Origin of the sequence: Kocuria sp. 2SI (assembly GCF_005502825.1) — a bacterium.
Classification (GTDB): domain Bacteria; phylum Actinomycetota; class Actinomycetes; order Actinomycetales; family Micrococcaceae; genus Kocuria; species Kocuria palustris.
Window position 1 is genome coordinate 18,536 of sequence record NZ_SCNB01000006.1, and the last position, 14,038, is coordinate 32,573.

Sequence of the window (14,038 nt, forward strand, 5' to 3'; positions counted from 1 at the left end):
GCGGCGCGAGCTGTCTCAGTCGTTGCTGTTGAACAGCGCCAGGATGCGCAGGATCTCGACGTAGAGCCAGATCAGCGTGACCGTCAGGCCGAAGGCCGCAGACCAGGCGTACTTTGCCGGCACACGGCCGATGCCGTTGCGGATGTTCTCGTAGTCGAGCACGAGCGAGTACGACGCCAGCAGGATGGCGATCGCACCGATGAGCAGGCCCAGCGGCAGGTCGGTGCCCGGGATGCTGACGTCCGAGCGCATGTTGAAGCCGGCGAAGACCGACAGGCCCAGGTTGACCAGGCCGAACACGAGGTAGCCGAGCATGGCGACCAGCACGATCTTGGTCAGCACGGGGCTGGAGCGCAGGATGCCCAGCTGGTTGAGCACCAGCACGACGGCGGCCACGCCCAGGGTGCCGATGACGGCCTGGAGCACGATGCCCTGGTAGGCGCTGGCCTCCATGATCATGGACAGCCCGCCCAGGAAGGCTCCCTGAGCCGCGGCGTAGGCCATGATCAGCACGGGCGAAGGCTCGCGCTTGAAGGCGTTCACCAGGCCGAGCACCAGGCCGATGATCGCGCCGGGGATCGCCAGGGCCGGCACGTACCAGCCCACGACCGCCATGACGATCACGGTGCCCAGGGTCATGGCGGTGCGCATGACGACGTCGGTCATAGTCATGCGGCCGGTCTGCGCAGGGCCTGCCGTGGGCTGGTCGTACATGCCCTGCAGCTTGTCCGCGCTGGCCGTCTGACCGGCCCCGCCAGCGTAGTCGTAGATCCGGCCGTTCTGCTCGTACTGACCCTGCTGGGGTCGGGCGCCCTTCTGAGCGCCGAAGTCGCGGAGCATGGGATTGCTCATGCAATCATCCTTTCCTGTGCCCGCATATGTCCTGTGGGGCAGTCGAGGGCGGTAGTGGGGGCTGTGTTCAGGCTAGCAGTTGCTCCCGGGGGCCGCTCGAGCGTCCCCCGAGGGCGAACGGCTCGTGGGAGCCTCACGCGCTGCGGGGCTTCAGTCCTCGTCCTCGAACTGGTCGAAGAGCTCCTCCAGGATCAGGACGCTGTCCTCGGTCGATGCCTCGAGCAGCGCGCGCTCCCGGCCGTGCAGGATGCCCACGCCGTAGCGATCGCCGCCCTTGCGCACGAGCGAGCGCGCCGCGGAGGCGTACCAGACGTCCATCACGCGGCAGTCCATGAGATCGCCGCAGGTCTCGAGGTAGCCCTCCGCGCTCGGCAGGATCGTCGTCTGGGACTTGCGGGCGCGCAGCGGCGTGGCGTCGAAGACCTCGGCGCCGAAGCTGAACAGGCGCAGTGCACGGCGCACCGCGTGGACGTGGACCAGCACGTCGTCGAGCTGCACCACTTCGACGGGAACGGGACCCAGCTGCCTGATGGTCTCGAGCCACCGCTCGGCCATGCGGGAGCCGAGCTTCTTGGGCGAGCGCTCGGCGGCGGAGTCGCTGAGCCGCGCCCGGCCCAGCACCTCTGCCAGGTCCCGCAGCGACTGCTGGTGACCGCTCGAGAGCAGCCGACGGCGCGCGGAGGCGGCCTGGGCCTCACGATTCTCCCGGGCCATGGTCTCCAGATGCGCCGCTGCGGAGCGGGAGAGGGCCTCCCCCGCGTCCTCGGCGCGCAGCGGCAGCAGCTGCTCCACGACCTCGGCATCGCGCAGCGCGGAGAGCTCCTGGCTCATCTCGCGCACGATCCGGCCTGCCTCGGCCGCTTCCTGGGGATTCGCCAGATCCGGGCCGAGCCCGATGAGCAGGGCCTCGCAGGTGCGCGCCGCGCGGCGCAGGCCGTGCACGGCCGGCTCCGCCCCGATCCGCACCAGAAAGTCCATCCACTGGATCTGTCGGACGGCTCCGAACAGCGCGGTCCGCACGATCTGCCCGGTGCTCGGCTCGGACTCCGGCTCCGGGACCGCCTCGGCCCGCTTCGCCTTCTTGCCGCCGTCCTTCTTGTCCTTCTTCCCCTTCTTGCCCTTCTTCCCGCCGTCCTTCTTGTCCTTCTTCCCCTTCTTGCCCTTCGAGGAGGCCTTCTCGGCACGGTCCTCGGAGGAATCCTCCGGCTGGGTGCCCGGCAGCTGCTCGCCGTCGGGGCCGATCACCGTGACGGCCTCGGCGTCGTCCTCGGCGCCCAGGGTGCGCGCGATCTTGGCTGCGGAGGCGGACGGACGCAGCCCGGCCGCCAGCAGCACTGTCTGGATCTCGTCGAAGACGGCCTGGGGATCTGCCTGGGTCCCGTTGACCAGCTCGACCTCGTGCTCCTGCCACACCCGGGTGATGCCCGTGGCGGATTCCGTGCCGCGGACGTCGTCCAGGCAGATCTCGGCCACGCGGCCGTGCTCCGGGTCGTGCACCTGCAGCACCTGGCGCTCGTTGCGCAGCACGGCCAGAGGCTCGAGGGGCTGATCGTCCAGCAGGCCCGAGATCAGCTGGCGCATCTGCGCCGGCAGCCGATCGGCGGTGCGCAAGAGGGGGACGTGGACCTCGTGCTTGACGCCGGCGGCCCGGTACTTCAGGTGCCACCCCTCGTCCGGACCGCCGCGACGACGGCGCAGCGCCAGCCCGAAGGCGGCCAGGCTGCCGGTGGCGGTGTCGTAGTAGGTGGCCTCGAGGGAGCGGACATCCTGCTCCGGCTCCACCTTGAGGCGCGGCATGTCATCCCACACCGGCTCGGCCCCTGCGGGCACCTCGTACTTGCGCTCGATCTCGGGCTGGGTGCTGGGGGTCATCGCCGGATCTCCTCTCGGGAGGTCGTGGAGGTGCTGTGGCTTCTGCGGGTGGGAGCGGAATGTCGTCGGCCGCCTCGCCCGATGGCGATGCGGCCGACGACGTTCTCGAAGGGTATGCGGGCTGGCAGGCCGGCTCAGGCCCGGCGCCGCGACAGGACGTCGTCGAGGTCGATCGAGACGCCGGGGCGCTCGGTCTGAGGCTGCGGAGCCTGGGCTGCCTCGCGCAGCGGGCGTCCGGAGGACTTGGGTGCGGCCGGAGCCTGCATGGGCTCGACGGCCGGACGGGGCGCCACCGCGACGCGGGCATAGGTGGGCTTGGGCACCGCGACGGGCTCCCAGGTCTGCCCGCGATCCTGCGAGGACTCCTGAGCCACGCGACGGGCGACGGCCCTCAGCTCCTCGTGGGTGGGCACGAGCTGACCGGCAGCCTGGGTGCGCACGCCTGCCGGACGCGCGGCGGAGCGCTGGAGGTCGGCGCGCGGCGGGACGTACGGGGCGGCCGTGGAGGAGCGGACGACGCTGCGGACGGCGTCCTGCTCCTCGTCCTCGAAGCGCAGGTCGTCCAGGAACTCCTGATCCTCGGGAAGGTCCAGTTCCCGGCGGTCCGCCTGCTCGCGGCGCTCGGCCTCCCGGGCGACGTGCTGCTCGTTGTCGAACAGCGCTCGGTCCTGCGCCTCGGCCCGCCCTGGCTGGCCCTCGACGGCAGCCTCAGCACCGAGCGCGCTGCGGGCGCTGCGCACGGAGGTGCTGGCAGCCGGCGCAGCGGCGCGCTCCTGATCCGCGACGTACACGAGGGCTGCGATGCTGCCCGTGCCCAGCAGGAGCAGGAAGACCGGCCAGGGCCAGGTCACGGCGGTGAAGGGGGCCAGAAGACCCAGCACAACGGCCAGCGCGAGGCTCACGGCGCCCAGCAGGAACACTGAGGTGCGATCCCACCTGATCGCCAGGCCGTCGAAGACGCCGGCTGAAGGCTGGGTGTCGCTGCTCGGCATCTTCCGGGCTCCTCGGATTCTCAAGGTGATGAGGCGGTTCGTCTGGTGCCGGATCCGCTGCGGGTCGAAGACGGCGCGGAACGGCGGCACGTTCAGGTGCTCGGCCCATGATCCCATACTCCGCCGGGAATGCGTCGCAGCGAAGCGCCGCGCGACGCACCTTCAGGACTCCACGACCATCGGCCTGCTGGTGCCGGTGAAGCGCTCGACCAGGCCCCCGGCAGCGAGCTCCGGGGCCGTCAGCGCGAAGCTGCGGTGATCGCTCCAGCTCCCCGCGATGTGCAGGTAATCCCGCCGCAGCCCCTCGTCGCGGAAGCCCAGCTTCTCGACGATGCGCAGGGACGCTGCGTTCTGCGGGCGGATGTTGATCTCGACCCGGTGGAGGCGACGATGCTGGAAGCAGTAGTCCACGGCCATCGCGACCGCCATGGGCGCGATCCCGCGTCCGGCGCACGTGGCGTCGACCCAGTAGCCGATCGAGGCGCTGCGCGCGGCTCCGCCGGTGATCGACGAGACGGCGAGCTGGCCGGCCATCGGCCAGGAGCCGTCCGGGCGCCGCTCCGCGATGACCCACGGCAGGCTGCGTCCCGCTCGCGCCTCCCGGTCCTGCTCCCGCACGAAGCGCCGGAACGACGGCAGCGCCTCGGAGGGCTCTGGGTTCGTGGCCTCCCACGGGCCCAGCCACTCCCGGTTCTCCCACCGCACCGCATCCCACTCGCCGCGATCGCGCGCGACGAGGGGACGCAGCCGCAGGTCGCCCCAGGACAGCCGCACGGGCCACTGAACCCGCGGGCTCACGCCTGGTCGGCGTCCTTGCCCTCGAGGCCCTTGGCGAACTCGATCAGCCATGCGCGCAGCTCCGGGCCGAGGTCCTCGCGCTCCGAGGCGATGGTGACATTGGCCTTGAGGTAGGACAGCTTGTCGCCGGTGTCGTAGCGGCGGCCGCGGAAGACCACGCCGTACACGCCGCCGCCCTCGCCCTCCTGGGCGGCCAGCTCGGCCAGGGCGTCGGTCAGCTGGATCTCGTCGCCGCGGCCGGGCTCGGTGTGCTCGAGCACCTCGAAGACGCCCTGGTGCAGGACGTAGCGCCCGATGACCGCGAGGTTCGACGGCGCCTCGGCGGGCTCGGGCTTCTCGACCAGGCCGTTGACGCGGACGAAGTCCTCGCCCTCGACCGCGGAGACGTCGGCGCAGCCGTAGGCGCCGATGCTCTCCTGCGGGACCTCGAGCAGGGCCACGACCGAGCCGCCGGTGCGCTGCTGGACCTCGATCATCTCGGAGAGGAGGTCCTCCTTCTCGTCGATGAGGTCGTCGCCGAGAAGCACCGCGAAGGGCTCGTCGCCCACGTGGGTCTTGGCGCGCAGGACCGCGTGGCCCAGGCCCTTGGGGTCGCCCTGGCGCAGGTAGTGCAGGTCGCCGAGCTCGGAGGCGTGCTCGACGGCTTCGAGCAGCTTGTCCTTGCCGGACTCCTTGAGCTGGGCCTCCAGCGACGGGATGCGGTCGAAGTGGTCCTCGAGGGCGCGCTTGGAGCGGCCCGTGATCACGAGCAGATCGGTCAGACCGGCATCGACGGCCTCCTGCACCACGTACTGGATCGCGGGGCGATCCACCACGGGCAGCATCTCCTTGGGAGTGGCCTTCGTGGCGGGCAGGAAGCGGGTGCCCAGCCCGGCGGCGGGCAGGACGGCCTTGCGGACGGTGCGCTTGGGGTTCTCAGAGCTCATGCCTGAAGGCTAACGGAACGCCCCCTGCGGGCCCCTTATGGGTCGCATCACCCCGCGAGCCGTGTTGGCGGACCGGCCTCCCGGCTGTGGGCCGTCGCGCTGTGCCCGCCGCTTTCGCAGCCCCGCTGCCAGCGCCGTCTCGTCGCCCCAGGGGGCATCGCAGCGCCCAGCAGCACATCGGATTTCATCGAGGCCGGTGCCACAGTGTGGACAGAGGCGTCGGCTTCATGAACTGCCATGATGGGGCTCATGACCGGCTCCGACGCCCCTCAGACGCCAGTGCCCTCAGTCCGTGAGCGCAAGCGCGCGCTGCGTCGACGTCTGCGCGCGGACCGTGCGGGGACTTCCGTGCAGGAGCGCTCCCGGCAGGTCGTCGGCTTTGCCACCGGGCTCGAGCAGCTGCTCTCCCGGCATCCCGACGGCCCCGTGCTCGCCTTCCTGCCGCTGCCCGAGGAGCCCCCGCTCACGGAGGCGCTGCGGGAGCACATGGCGCATCGGAGCCTGCTGCTGCCTGTGACCCAGCCCGGACGCAGGATGCTGTGGACGCCGTGGCTGGACTCCACGGGCTTCGCCCCGTCCGGGCCCGGGGGCCTGCCCGAGGCGGTCGGGCCCCTCAGCGAGGCTCCGCAGGATCTCGGACTGGTCCTGGTGCCCGCCCTGGCCGTCGACGCCGAGGGCCTGCGCCTGGGCATGGGCGGCGGGTTCTACGACGCCTTCCTGCAGTCGCTCGCCCCTGGGACCCCCGCGGCGGCCTGCGTCTTCGCCCGGGAGGTGCTGCCTCCTGGCGCTGTTCCCGGCGAGCCCTGGGACGCCCGGCTTCACTTCGCCCTGACCGAGACGGGGCTGGTCGATCTGCAGGGCTCGGCGGCGAGGGCCGAGAGCACAGGCGCATAGAATCGAGGCCGATCCGAAGCCGCCGTCGTCTCCTCAGCAGAGGCCGCCGCGGCCCCGCCCTCGGCACGCACCGTGCCTCGCCGTCGTCCGGAAGGTCCCTCCATGCCCGTCTACGCGTACAAGTGCAAGAGCTGCGGCCACCAGCTCGAGGTCCGCCAGTCCTTCTCGGACGCCCCGCTGAGCGAGTGCCCGCAGTGCGGCGGCGAGCTGCGCAAGCAGTTCAACTCCGTGGGCGTGGTCTTCAAGGGCTCGGGCTTCTACCGCAACGACTCCCGCGCGAGCAGCTCCTCGTCCTCTGCCTCATCCTCGGAGTCCAGCACCTCCGGCACGAGCTCCTCGAGCTCCGCCTCCTCGAGCTCGAGCTCGTCGGACTGACCCGCTGATCGCGGCTGTGCCTCCGATGTGCGGCTGCTCCGAGGCTCCACAGCCGCGCATCGGACCGCCTTCTCGGGCCGCCGCTCCCCCACCGGCACAGCAGCCGCGCCAAGGGACTCGAGGCCCCGCCTAGCGTGCGGGCATGACGATCCGACGGGGCTCGGCCCCCTCCCCCGGCCGCCGTGCGCGACTCGGCGGCCGCGGCACAGCGCGGAGGAGACCCCGCTCCGCTCCACGACGACCGCGCTATCCGCTGGGGATCACGCTGCGCACGGCCCTGTCCCGACGCCGACGCCTGATCGCCGCTGTGCTCCTGAGCATCGCCGCAGCCATCGCGGTGCTGCAGATCAGCCCGGCCTCCCAGCGCACTGTGCCCACGGTGGTGGCGACCCGCTCCCTGGGCGCCGGCACGGTCCTGTCCGCCGATGACCTCCGGGTGGCCGACTACCCGGTCGATCTGGTGCCCGGCGAGTCCGCAGCAGGCACCGCGGACACCGCAGCCGCCCCGGCCCCCGACGACCAGGGCAGCTCCGTCGGGACACGGCAGCCAAGCACGGATCCCCTCAGCACCCCGAGCGAGGGACTGGCCGCAGATGCGGCCGGGGACTCCCCGGGAGCGGATCAGCAGATCGAGACATGGGTGGGGCGCACCCTGGCCAGCGCGGTCGTCGAAGGACAGCCGCTGACCGGCCCGTCGGTGCTCGGACCGGATCTGCTCTCGGGGCAGCCGCCCGGCACCACGGCCGTCACGCTGCGCGTGGCTGATTCCGCCACACTGACCCACGTGCGGCCCGGTCAGCACGTGGACCTCATCCGCGCCGATGCCGATCTCCCGGCTCCTTCGCCGGGCCCCGCAGCCGATGACCGGACCGACGGCGATACCGCCGACGCGTCCGAGGACGGGGCCGATGGCTCCGAGCAGACCGGTGCCTCCGAGACCTCGGCGCGAGTGGCCGCGCAGCTGCCGGTGCTCTGGGTGGCCGATCCGGCTGAGCCTGCAGACGGCCTGCTGGCCTCCACGCCGGAGAGCCAGGACGACCTTCTGGTCGTGGGCGCAGATGCCGCCACGGCCGAGCGCCTGGCGGCTGCCCCGGAGGGCGAGCTCGTGCCGGTGCTCGTGGCCGCGCCCGCGGATGCTGAGGCGCTCAGCCCCAGTGCGGAGGCCGCTGGGCGTTGAGCCAGTCGTCGCGCTGGGCGTCGTCCGGGACCTCGTCCAGGGTCTCGGGGGTTGGCTCGTGCGCTCGATCCGAGGCTGCAGGGCGCTGCTCAGCGCCGCCGGACCCGGCATCCGGCCCGGGTGCCGGGCTGCCGCCGACCGCTCGGCGCGTGCCGCGCGGCGGGCGCCGCCGAGGCTTCTGCGGGCTCACGATCGGCCCGTCGTCCCGGCCCCGTCCACGCCAGTGGTGCCGGTATCAGCCGGCAGCCCCAGGTAGCGGCAGATCAGGCCGGCCACGGCGTCGGGCTGGGTGAAGACCTCGATGGTCCACAGCGTGAGGTGGTTCCAGCCGCTGCGCTCGAGCTGCTGCGGGCGCAGCCGCGAGCGCTCGCGCACCGACATGCGGGCCACCTGCTCGGTGCCGTCGGAGACCACGGCCACCGGGATGCGCACCGGGTCGCCGCTGGAGCGCTGACCCACCACGGCTCCGGCCGACAGCGACTCGGCGGTCTCGGACCAGGCGATCAGGTCGATCGCGTCCTCGTGGTGGTGGCGCACCGCCGCGCCGCGCTGCACCAGACGGCGCGAGAGGTCCTGCACCAGGGCGTCCTCGTGGACGGCGGCGTCGGCCAGCTCCATGGGGTCGTGCACCAGGATCGGCTGCGTGGCCGGCTCGGCCGCGGGCTCGTCGTCCGGCTCGGTCCGGGCGGGCTCCTGAGCCCCCACCAGCGAGAGGTGCGGGCGCTTGGGACGGTCCTGCGCCTCGGGCCGCTCAGCGGCCTCGACGGGCTCCGGCGGCTCGTGGGCCGCCTCGGCCTCAGGGGCCTCGGCCCCGGCATCCCCTGCCTCCGAAGTCCCGGCGGCGTCCTGGAGATCTTCCTGCCGCTCGTCCTTCTGGGCCAGCAGCGGCTCATCGGCGGCGCCGATGCGGATGTGCCCGGCCTCCTCGATGCGCAGCAGCAGGCGATGCAGATCGCGAGCGCCGTTGTGCAGAGAGCTGGGCTCCAGCTCCTCGGGACGGATGGACGAGACCACGATCGTGTTCAGCCGCGAGCGCGTCATCCCCAGGACGAAGCCCCGGCGGCCGTCGCGGTCCGAGAGCTGCCCCAGGTAGGGCAGCACGCGATCGTGATCGGTGCGCCCGAAGCCCACGCTGAAGATCACGGTGTCGCGCTGCAGCCCCACGGCCCGGTGCAGATCCACCACGCGGAAGGACTCGGGCCCGGGCCGGAAGAACTCCGCGAGCTCGGGGCGCTGCCCCAGCACGGCGCTCACGCCCTGGGCGACGCGTGCGGCATGGCGGGCGCTCGGGGTCACGACGGCCAGCGAGCGCTCCGGGTGCAGGCGCGCGTGGCGGATCACGAGCTGGACCACGCGGCGCACCTCGGCGTTCGGGGACTGCACGCCCTCGTGCCCGGCGGCCAGCTCGCCGTAGCCGTCGGCGACGTACTCGACCTCCAGGCGGGAATCGCCCTCGGTGAGCGCGGCGCCGGAGGGCAGGCGAGTGAGCTGCCCCCCGTAGAAGTCCGCGTTGAGCTGATCGAACAGGTGAGCGTCCATGTCCCGGTACAGCACGCGCAGCTGACGGCGATCGACGACTCGCGAGAGCGCGTCGAACGCGGAGTCCACCTCGGTCACCGGCCCGGAGGACTCCCCTGTCATGGGCGCCACGGTGAAGGGCTGCGGGCGGCCCAGGGCGGGATCGCCGAAGACGACGACCTGGCGAGCACGGGTCACGGCGGGCAGCACGGCCGCCAGCGGCGTCGACTCCCCGTCCAGGACCACGACGGCGTCGATCTCGAGGTCATCGGGAAGCGCAGCCGAGAGCACGAGCGGGCTCGCGGTCCACACGGGGGCCAGCGCACGGGTGAGGTCGCCGCAGGCCTTGAGCAGCTGCGGCAGCGGGGCGCTGCCATGGCGCAGCATGTCGCGCAGCTCCCCGGCGGCCTCCGGCTGCTCCCGCAGCAGACGGCGCCAGCGCTGGGCCTGGGCCCAGATCAGGCGCTGCGGACCGGAGGAGATGTGCGCGGAGTCGGCGCGGCGGAAGTCCTGCTCGGCGCGGCGCAGGCTCGAGCCGTCCGTCATGGGCAGCAGGCCGTCATCGGCGGCCATGGCCTCCAGCGAGGACTGCCACCAGGCCAGATCGAACTCCTCGGCCACCCGGTGCCCGGGCACGCGCCGAGAGGTCAGGTCCTCGACGAACTCGCCGAGGCCGCGATCGCGCAGGCCCTCGAGCAGCAGTGTCCGCTCGGGGATGGTCTCCAGATTGGCCTCATCGTCGATCAGCTGGGTGAGCACCTCGCGCAGCTCGGCGACGTCGAGCTCCAACAGGCCCCCGCCCGTGCGGGAGCCCTCCAGGGCGATCATCAGGCCCTCGAGGTCCTCGATGAAGCGCTGCTGGATCTCGGCGACGTCGTCGACCGCGTCCGAGATCTCGGGCTTCTCGATCGTGGTGGACCAGGAGCGCCAGCGGTCGCGCTCCGACTGGACCTTGACCAGGGAGGCGTGCAGGTCCGAGAGGTGGACGCCCGGTCGGATGTACTCCTTGGCCGCCTTGCGCAGCCGCGAGCGCTGCAGCCCGGACATCTCGATCGCGTGATCGCGCCGCCAGGACGAGGCCGCCGTGGCCGCGATCAGGTCCGTCACCGGACGGTCGAAGATGTCCGGGGTGAAGGAGCGCAGGGAGGACTCGACCTCCTGCAGCAGGCGCAGCTGCTGGCCCCATTCGGGGATCGTGGCCCCGGCGCGCATCCCCGAGACCGACATCACCGTGCGCATCCCGGTCTCCAGGGTGGTCAGCTCGAGCAGCAGCGACTGAGCCAGGTGACGGGCCTGCCGGGTCTCCTCGTCGTTGACCAGGCGCGCGCCCTCCCACGGCCCGTCGAGGGTCGCGGCGTCGAAGGCTCCGAGCTCCGCGGCCCTCTCGAGCTGGCGGGTGATCTCGGCGCGGTGGGCGGCGGCGTCGAGCACCCCGCGCGAGAACCGGACCCGGGTGGTGGGCCCGTCCGGGCGGGAGGTGAGCTCGGCCAGGGCCTGCATGGCCTGATACGCGGAGGCCTCCACGCGCGGGCGCTGGCGGTGCAGGGCCTCCATGTGCCCGGCCAGCAGGTCGCGCACGGAGCGCAGCCGGTTGTGCAGGGCGCGCAGGTCCGGCTCCTGGGCGCGCTCGGCGCGCGTGATCGACTCGACGAGCTGACCGGCGACGTCCTCGCCCGTCAGGTGCGAGCCCAGCTGCAGCACCGACGACGACAGCCCGAGCATCTCGAAGCCTCGGTGGAAGTCGGCCAGGGCGGCCCGGCGCTCCCCCAGAACGAGCACGGAGCGGCCCTGGGCCACGAGCGCGCCGACGGTGTTCACGGCGGTCGCGATCTGCCCGGTGCCGGGGGCTGCGGTGACCACGAAGGAGTCGCCCTGCGTGGCGAGGTCCACGACCTCCTGCTGGGAGCTGTCGGCGTCGAGCAGCAGCAGCTCGGAGTCCGGATCGCGCTGATCCAGCGGCGCGGAGCGGTTCTGCAGCGGCTGCGGCTGCGGGATCTTGCCGACGGCCGTGGACTTCAGGCGGGCCAGGTCGCGGATCACGTCGGTGCGCGCGGGCACGTGCTCATCGGCGGGACGGTCGTGCAGGTCCGCGAAGGTGGAGACCAGGAGGCGGTGCTCCACGTGCATGCCCGGGACCTCGGAGGCGACCATGCGCAGGGACTCGAGCACCGGTGCCGGATCCAGTCGGCGCGTGCCGTAGGCCAGGCGGGAGATCTCGCCGGTGGTCAGGTCCACCCCGTGATCGGCCAGCAGGCGCCGGACCATGGCCGGGTTGAGCTGAGCGGGGCCCACGATCTGCAGATCGAAGTCATCGCCGTCCGAGCGCGGGCGGATGGTCACGGGGGCGAGCAGGACCGGGGCGATGAACCGCCGCTGCGTCGAGTGCCGGTCGCCGTGGCCGCGCTCCCCCGCCTCGTGCGGGCCCTGTGCGTCCTCCGCACGGGGACGCGGCTCCGCCTGCAGCCAGGAGGCGGTGCCGGCCGCCAGGTAGGCGGCATCGAGCCCGTGCTGGGCGGAGAGCTCGTGGATCTTGGTGCGCAGGATCCGCGCCGCGCGCGACGCCCGCTGCAGCCCCGCCTGCTCGCGCATGATCGTGGACAGGCGGGTGGGGCGGCCCATCATCAGCTGCGCCTGCCCGGAGGAGTTGGCCTCCGTCAGGTCGATGCAGACGTTGTCGACCTGGTTGAAGTCCAGCAGCGTGTCCGGGCCGGTGTAGGCGTCCATCTGCCGCGTCCAGGCCTGCAGCGAGACGGTCTCCTGGCCGCTGCGGTGGGAGGACGCGGAGCCATGCGGAACGGGGGCTCCGGACTCGGACGAGGGGGACATGCTTCTCCTAATGGGTGAGCGCCGCGGCCTGGGCGGGCCGCGGCGTCGGGTACTGCTCAGTCGGCGCGGGAGACGCCGCCTGCGGGAGGCGGCAGGGCCGTTGCGGCCCCGCCGCTCACTCCCACTCGATGGTTCCCGGCGGCTTGGACGTCACGTCCAGGACCACGCGGTTGATCTCCTGGACCTCGTTCGTGATCCGGTTGGAGATCCGCGCCAGCAGGTCCTCCGGGAGGCGGGACCAGTCGGCGGTCATGGCATCCTCGCTGGACACGGGGCGCAGCACGATCGGGTGGCCGTAGGTGCGGCCATCGCCCTGCACGCCCACCGAGCGGACGTCTGCCAGCAGGACGACCGGCATCTGCCAGACCTCCTGATCCAGCCCGGATTCGGTGAGCTCCTCGCGGGCGATCGCATCCGCGCGGCGCAGGATCTCCAGGCGCTCGCTGGTCACCTCGCCGATGATGCGGATACCCAGGCCCGGACCGGGGAACGGCTGCCGTCCCACAATCGACTCGGGCAGGCCCAGCTGGCGGCCGACCTCGCGGACCTCGTCCTTGAACAGCTCGCGCAGAGGCTCCACGAGCTCGAACTCGAGGTCCTCGGGCAGCCCGCCGACGTTGTGGTGGGACTTGATCGTGGCCGCGCCCTCGCCGCCGCCGGATTCGACGACGTCCGGATAGAGGGTCCCCTGGACCAGGTGGGTGACCTTGGCGCCCTCATCCGCAGCGGCCACGAGCACCGCCTCCTCGGCGGCCTCGAATGCGCGGATGAACTCGCGGCCGATGATCTTGCGCTTGGTCTCGGGGTCGCTGACTCCCGCCAGGGCATCGAGGAAGCGCTCGGACTCCCGCGCCACGTGCAGGTTGACGCCGGTCGAGGCCACGTACTCCGTCTCGACCTGCTCGACCTCGTCCTGGCGCATGAGCCCGTGGTCCACGAGCACGCAGGTCAGGCGGTCCCCGATCGCGCGCTGGACGAGCGCCGCGGCCACCGCCGAGTCCACGCCGCCGGAGAGCCCGCAGATCGCGCGGCCGTCGCCGACCTGCTCGCGGATGCGCTCGACCTGGGCGTCGATGATGTTCTCGGTGGACCACGTGGGCTTCAGCCCGGCGATCCCGAAGAGGAAGTGCTCGATCGTGGCCTGGCCGTGCTCGGTGTGGCGGACCTCCGGATGCCATTGCACACCGGCCAGGCGCCGCTGCTCGTCCACGAACGCGGCGACGGGTGCGCCGCCGGACGACGCCAGCACGCGGAAGCCCTGGGGGGCCTCGGTCACGGAGTCCCCGTGGCTCATCCAGACCTTCTGCAGGCGCGGGGAGCCGGTGAGGATCGAATCCGGTCCCGGCACGTCCTGGCCCTCGGGCGCGGTGTCCGCGACGCCCAGCGAGGCGTCGACGATCGTGGCGCCGTACTCGCGCGCGCCCGTCTTGGCCACCGTCCCGCCCAGGGCGTTGGCCATCACCTGGAAGCCGTAGCAGATGCCGAAGATCGGGATGCCGGCCTCGAAGAGCTCGGCATCGCGCACCGGGGCGCCCTCGGCCCACACCGACGACGGCCCGCCGGAGAGGATCAGCGCAGACGGCTTGCGCTGCAAGATCTCCTGCGTGGACAGCGTGTGCGGGATGATCTCCGAGTAGACGTCCGCCTCCCGGACGCGGCGGGCGATGAGCTGGGCGTACTGGGCTCCGTAGTCGACGACCAGGACCGGGCCCTGGGACCCGTGGGCTGCATCGGCGGTCTCGGATGCGGACGTGGTGCTGGGCTGAGATGTCACGGCCGACAGTCTAGGTCACCGCAGGGCTGCGGCC

Annotated in this window: 11 protein-coding genes; 3 read left to right on the forward strand and 8 right to left on the reverse strand. The window is 72.4% G+C overall.

Annotation, left to right across the window (positions count from 1 at the left end):
* Positions 1-15 precede the first annotated feature (15 nt).
* The 5 genes from FFS25_RS04850 to galU all read right to left on the reverse strand — a co-directional run bounded on the left by FFS25_RS04850 (position 16) and on the right by galU (position 5,440).
* A complete protein-coding gene (locus FFS25_RS04850) occupies positions 16-852 on the reverse strand; it encodes a Bax inhibitor-1/YccA family protein (protein ID WP_006213426.1) in 837 nt (278 codons plus the stop codon).
* A 150-nt stretch (positions 853-1,002) separates the two neighbouring features.
* Positions 1,003-2,724 carry a CYTH and CHAD domain-containing protein gene (locus FFS25_RS04855; protein WP_006213427.1) on the reverse strand — a complete coding sequence of 574 codons (1,722 nt, stop codon included), beginning with the start codon at positions 2,722-2,724 and terminating at the stop codon, positions 1,003-1,005.
* 134 nt (positions 2,725-2,858) lie between these two features.
* Positions 2,859-3,716, reverse strand: coding sequence for a hypothetical protein (locus FFS25_RS04860; RefSeq protein ID WP_137802118.1), 858 nt, complete (start codon positions 3,714-3,716; stop codon positions 2,859-2,861).
* 162 nt (positions 3,717-3,878) lie between these two features.
* Entirely contained in the window at positions 3,879-4,514 is a 636-nt protein-coding gene (locus tag FFS25_RS04865; protein WP_006213429.1) for a GNAT family N-acetyltransferase, read from the reverse strand.
* The gene (galU, locus tag FFS25_RS04870) at positions 4,511-5,440 is read right to left on the reverse strand and encodes a UTP--glucose-1-phosphate uridylyltransferase GalU (RefSeq protein ID WP_006213430.1); all 930 of its coding nucleotides are present in this window, start codon (positions 5,438-5,440) and stop codon (positions 4,511-4,513) included. Before galU ends, FFS25_RS04865 begins: the two co-directional genes overlap by 4 nt.
* A gap of 249 nt (positions 5,441-5,689) precedes the next feature.
* On the opposite strand from galU, the gene FFS25_RS04875 reads away from it, so the two are divergent.
* From FFS25_RS04875 to FFS25_RS04885, 3 genes are all read left to right on the forward strand, one after another.
* Positions 5,690-6,334, forward strand: a complete 645-nt coding sequence (locus FFS25_RS04875; RefSeq protein WP_157796605.1) for a 5-formyltetrahydrofolate cyclo-ligase — start codon at positions 5,690-5,692, stop codon at positions 6,332-6,334.
* Between the two features lie 102 nt (positions 6,335-6,436).
* Positions 6,437-6,709 (forward strand): FmdB family zinc ribbon protein, encoded by a 273-nt coding sequence (locus FFS25_RS04880; RefSeq protein WP_006213433.1) that lies wholly within the window; start codon positions 6,437-6,439, stop codon positions 6,707-6,709.
* Positions 6,710-6,851: 142 nt separating this feature from the next.
* Positions 6,852-7,886: an SAF domain-containing protein gene (locus tag FFS25_RS04885; RefSeq protein WP_137802119.1), complete on the forward strand. Its 1,035-nt coding sequence runs from the start codon at positions 6,852-6,854 to the stop codon at positions 7,884-7,886.
* Here the strand turns inward: FFS25_RS04885 and FFS25_RS04890 are convergent.
* From FFS25_RS04890 to guaA, 3 genes are all read right to left on the reverse strand, one after another.
* Positions 7,855-8,076 (reverse strand): hypothetical protein, encoded by a 222-nt coding sequence (locus tag FFS25_RS04890; protein ID WP_006213436.1) that lies wholly within the window; start codon positions 8,074-8,076, stop codon positions 7,855-7,857. The genes FFS25_RS04885 and FFS25_RS04890 overlap by 32 nt on opposite strands.
* Positions 8,073-12,230 carry a hypothetical protein gene (locus tag FFS25_RS04895; RefSeq protein WP_006213437.1) on the reverse strand — a complete coding sequence of 1,386 codons (4,158 nt, stop codon included), beginning with the start codon at positions 12,228-12,230 and terminating at the stop codon, positions 8,073-8,075. Before FFS25_RS04895 ends, FFS25_RS04890 begins: the two co-directional genes overlap by 4 nt.
* 115 nt (positions 12,231-12,345) lie before the next feature.
* Positions 12,346-14,004, reverse strand: coding sequence for a glutamine-hydrolyzing GMP synthase (guaA, locus tag FFS25_RS04900; RefSeq protein WP_006213438.1), 1,659 nt, complete (start codon positions 14,002-14,004; stop codon positions 12,346-12,348).
* Positions 14,005-14,038 lie beyond the last annotated feature (34 nt).

Excerpts from the sequence above, each read along its gene's own strand:
- FFS25_RS04850 (WP_006213426.1), bottom strand. The coding sequence starts at position 852 with ATGAGCAATCCCATGCTCCGCGACTTCGGCGCTCAGAAGGGCGCCCGA.
- FFS25_RS04855 (WP_006213427.1), bottom strand. The coding sequence starts at position 2,724 with ATGACCCCCAGCACCCAGCCCGAGATCGAGCGCAAGTACGAGGTGCCC.
- FFS25_RS04860 (WP_137802118.1), bottom strand. The coding sequence starts at position 3,716 with ATGCCGAGCAGCGACACCCAGCCTTCAGCCGGCGTCTTCGACGGCCTG.
- galU (WP_006213430.1), bottom strand. The coding sequence starts at position 5,440 with ATGAGCTCTGAGAACCCCAAGCGCACCGTCCGCAAGGCCGTCCTGCCC.
- FFS25_RS04875 (WP_157796605.1), top strand. The coding sequence starts at position 5,690 with ATGACCGGCTCCGACGCCCCTCAGACGCCAGTGCCCTCAGTCCGTGAG.
- FFS25_RS04880 (WP_006213433.1), top strand. The coding sequence starts at position 6,437 with ATGCCCGTCTACGCGTACAAGTGCAAGAGCTGCGGCCACCAGCTCGAG.
- FFS25_RS04885 (WP_137802119.1), top strand. The coding sequence starts at position 6,852 with ATGACGATCCGACGGGGCTCGGCCCCCTCCCCCGGCCGCCGTGCGCGA.
- FFS25_RS04895 (WP_006213437.1), bottom strand. The coding sequence starts at position 12,230 with ATGTCCCCCTCGTCCGAGTCCGGAGCCCCCGTTCCGCATGGCTCCGCG.